This window comes from Roseicyclus sp. (assembly GCF_052168335.1).
Taxonomy (GTDB): domain Bacteria; phylum Pseudomonadota; class Alphaproteobacteria; order Rhodobacterales; family Rhodobacteraceae; genus Roseibacterium.
On the sequence record NZ_JBQLZP010000491.1, the window covers coordinates 1 to 3,514 of the forward strand.

The window sequence follows — 3,514 nt, forward strand, 5'->3', positions numbered from 1 at the left end:
GGCAAGCTCCTCCTCGATCATCTGCGCGATGTCGCCGCCGGTGTCCCCCCGCTCGGGCAGGCCGCGAAGCGCGACCCAGGCGTCCTCGAGGATCTCGTCCTCCTCGTCCACGATCAGCGCGACGATGACGATGCCGTTGAGCGCGAGCTTCATCCGGTCGCGGATGACGCCGTCGAAGGCCCCGATCAGCGCCGAGCCGTCGAGATAGGTCCGCCCGACCTCGATATGCTCGACGACGCCGGGCTTGTTGCCCGAGAGCTCGACCATCATGCCGTTCGCGGCAACGATCCCGTCCATGCCCCGGCCGATGGCGAGGCGCGCGTGCTCGCGCAGGTGCCGGAACTCGCCGTGGTTCGGCACCAGGATCTGCGGGCGCAGGAGGTCCTGCATCGCCTCGAGGTCGGGGCGGTTGGCGTGGCCCGAGACATGGTAGAAGCCCGCCTGCTCGTCCACCACCTCGACCCCGATCTCGGCCAGCGCGTTCTGGATGCGCCCCACCGCGACCTCGTTGCCGGGGATGGTCTTGGACGAGAAGAGGAAGAGGTCGCCCTCGCGCAGTTCGTGCCCGAGATAGCTGCCGCGCGACAGCGCCGCCGAGGCCGCGCGCCGCTCGCCCTGGCTGCCGGTGACGATCAGCATGAGGTTCTCGCGCGGGATCTCCGTCGCCTCCTCGGGGCTGAGCGTGCGGGGGAAGTCCGTGAGCACGCCCGCCTCCACCGCCGCCGTCACCATGCGCTTCATCGCCCGCCCGAGCAGGCAGATCGACCGCCCGTTGGCGCGGCCCGCTTCGGCCAGCGTCTTCAGCCGCGCGACGTTCGAGGCGAAGGTGGTCGCCACGACCATGCCCTTCGCGCCCGCGATCAGCTTGCCGATGGGCTCGGGGAGCTGGCTTTCCGAGCGGCCGGGATGGCGCGAGAAGACATTGGTGGAATCGCAGATCATCGCGCGGACGCCGCCGTTCGCGATCTCGCGGAACATCTCCTCGTCGAAGGGCTCGCCCACGACGGGGTCGTGGTCGATCTTGAAGTCGCCGGAGTGGACGACGCGCCCCGCCGGCGTGTCGATGACGAGGGCCGCGCTCTCGGGGATGGAGTGCGAGACGGGGGCGAACTGCACCCGGAAGGGGCCGGCCTCGGTCACGGTCGGCCAGGGCTCGACCACGCGGACCTCGGCGGGGTCCTGGCCCGTCTCCTCCAGCTTGCGCATGGCGTGGATCGCGGTGAAGCGGCGGCAGTAGATCGGGGCGCGCAGCTTCGGCCAGAGGTGGCCGATCGCGCCCACATGGTCCTCGTGGGCATGGGTGATGAAGATGCCGTCGATCCGGTCGCGCCGCTCCTCGAGCCAGGAGATGTCGGGCAGGATCAGGTCGACGCCCGGCTGGCCGTCCATGTCGGGAAAGGACACGCCCATGTCCACGACCATGAGGCGCTCCTTGCCCTGCGGTCCGTAGCCGTAGACGTAGCAATTCATCCCGATCTCCCCCGCGCCTCCGAGGGGGAGGTAGATCAGCCGGTCGCGATCCTTCATGTGATGCCCTGGTCCCTGTTGTGTCTGTGGATGACCGTCAGGCCATGCATGGTCAGATCGTCCTCGATCCCGTCGAACAGCACATCGCCCTGCGAGAACAGGGATGCAAGCCCCCCCGTCCCGATGATGCGCATGGGTTTCTCGTACTCGCCCCGGATGCGGTCGCAGATGCCCCGCACGAGACCCACGTAGCCCCAGAACACGCCCGACTGCATGCAGGCGACGGTGTTGGTGCCGATCACCTGCTGCGGCTTGGTGACGTCCACGTGGGGCAGCGCGGCGGCGGCGTGGTGCAGCGCCTCGAGGCTGAGGTTCACGCCCGGCGCGATCACCCCGCCCACGTAGGCGCCGTCATGGGCCACCACGTCGAAGGTCGTGGCGGTGCCGAAGTCCACCACGATGAGGTCGCCGCCGTGCCGGTCGAAGGCGCCCGCCGTGTTCACCAGGCGGTCGGGTCCCACCTGCGTGCCCTGATCGACGCGGGGCGGCATCGGCAGCAGGCATTCGGGCTTGCCCACGACGAGGGGCCGCGTGTTGAAGTAGCGGTCGCAGAGCACGCGGAGATTGAAGACGACGCGCGGCACGGTCGAGGAGATGATGCACTCCGAGATGTCGATGTCGATCTTCCGGTGCGCCATCAGCGTCGAGAACCAGACGAAGTACTGGTCCGCCGTCCTCTGGTGCTCGGTCGCGGTCCTGAGCGTGCAGAGGAAGCGCTCGCCGTCCCAGACGCTGAAGACCGTGTTGGTGTTGCCGCAATCGATGCAGAGCAGCATGTGCCGTCCCTTCTGCCTCGGGGGTGGATCGTCAGAGGTCTAGAAGAAAATCTCGGCCGCGGCGATGGCCTTTCGCCCCTGCGGCGTTTCCAGAACCAGATTGCCCGCCCCGTCCACGTCGCGGAAGACGCCCGCGATCTCCTCGCGCGGCAGGCGCGCGGTGATCGTCTCGCCCAGCCGCGCGGCATGGGCGAGCCAGGCGCGGCGGACGGGCTCGAAGCCCCAGGTCGTCATCTGCCGTTCCCGCGCGTCGAAGGCGGCGGCGAGGAGGTCGAGGAACGCCTCCGGGCCGATCTCGATCCCGCCGTCGGCGCGAAGGCTCACGGGCGGCACGGCGCCGGGCTCGAGGCTCGAGGCGGGCGGCGCCCCGGCGAGGTTCACGCCGATGCCGACGACGAGGTGCGCGACGCCGCCGCGTGCGTCCGACAGGCTCTCGAGGAGGATGCCCGCGACCTTGCCGCCCTTCAGGAGCACGTCGTTCGGCCACTTGAGCGCGAGGTCGCCTCCCGCCACGCCCGCCGCGACGAAGGCGTCGCGCAAGGCCAGCGCCGCCACGAAGGAGCGCAGCGCCGCCTCCGCCGGGCCGCAGGCGGGGCGCATGACGAGGGAGGCGGCGAAGTTGCCCTCCGGCATGGCCCAGGCGCGCCCGCGCCGCCCGCGGGCGGCGGTCTGACGGAGGGCGAGGATCCATTCAGGCCCGCCGAGGCCCGGCGCGATGCGCGCGGCCTCGGCCATGGTGCTGTCGGTCTCGGCCAGGACGCGCCGCCCGACGCCTTCCGGCCAGCCGGTCATCTCAGCGCAGCAGCATCTCGGCGGCCGCGGCGGCCGGCGCCTCGATCCCGAAGAGGTTCACGAGCCCGAGCAGCATCAGCGCAGCCGAGGCCATGAGCCCGACATAGGGCAGGAGCGCGCGGCCCCGGTCGAGCCCGTCGTATTCCTTGCCGAAATACATCAGGTAGACGATCCGGAGATAGTAGTAGGCGCCGATCACCGAGGCGAGCATCCCCGCGACGGCGAGCCAGATGAGGCCCGCATCGACGGCGGCCAGCACGACGGCGTACTTGGCGAAGAAGCCCACCAGCGGCGGCACGCCCGCGAGGCTGAACATCAGCACGAGCAGCGCCAGCGCGCGCGCGGCGTCCTTCGACGCGAAGGAGGAGAGCGCGTTGATCTCGGTGATGTGGCGGCCGTCCTTCTCCATCGAGAGGATG

Annotated in this window: 4 protein-coding genes; all 4 read right to left on the bottom strand. The window is 70.3% G+C overall.

Annotation, left to right across the window (positions count from 1 at the left end):
* The coding region (locus tag ACTS11_RS15115; protein ID WP_442641128.1) for a ribonuclease J at nt 1-1,527 on the bottom strand (1,527 nt) is incomplete at its 3' end.
* Complete coding sequence (locus tag ACTS11_RS15120; protein ID WP_442641129.1) at nt 1,524-2,303, bottom strand: type III pantothenate kinase; 780 nt, start codon at nt 2,301-2,303, stop codon at nt 1,524-1,526. The genes ACTS11_RS15115 and ACTS11_RS15120, both read right to left, overlap by 4 nt.
* Nucleotides 2,304-2,342: 39 nt before the next feature.
* Nucleotides 2,343-3,095 carry a biotin--[acetyl-CoA-carboxylase] ligase gene (locus tag ACTS11_RS15125; protein ID WP_442641130.1) on the bottom strand — a complete coding sequence of 251 codons (753 nt, stop codon included), beginning with the start codon at nt 3,093-3,095 and terminating at the stop codon, nt 2,343-2,345.
* Nucleotide 3,096: 1 nt separating this feature from the next.
* Nucleotides 3,097-3,514, bottom strand: a 418-nt coding sequence (locus ACTS11_RS15130; RefSeq protein WP_442641131.1) for a proton-conducting transporter transmembrane domain-containing protein, incomplete at its 5' end; no start/stop codon positions are given.

Excerpts from the sequence above, each read along its gene's own strand:
- ACTS11_RS15120 (WP_442641129.1), bottom strand. The coding sequence starts at position 2,303 with ATGCTGCTCTGCATCGATTGCGGCAACACCAACACGGTCTTCAGCGTC.
- ACTS11_RS15125 (WP_442641130.1), bottom strand. The coding sequence starts at position 3,095 with ATGACCGGCTGGCCGGAAGGCGTCGGGCGGCGCGTCCTGGCCGAGACC.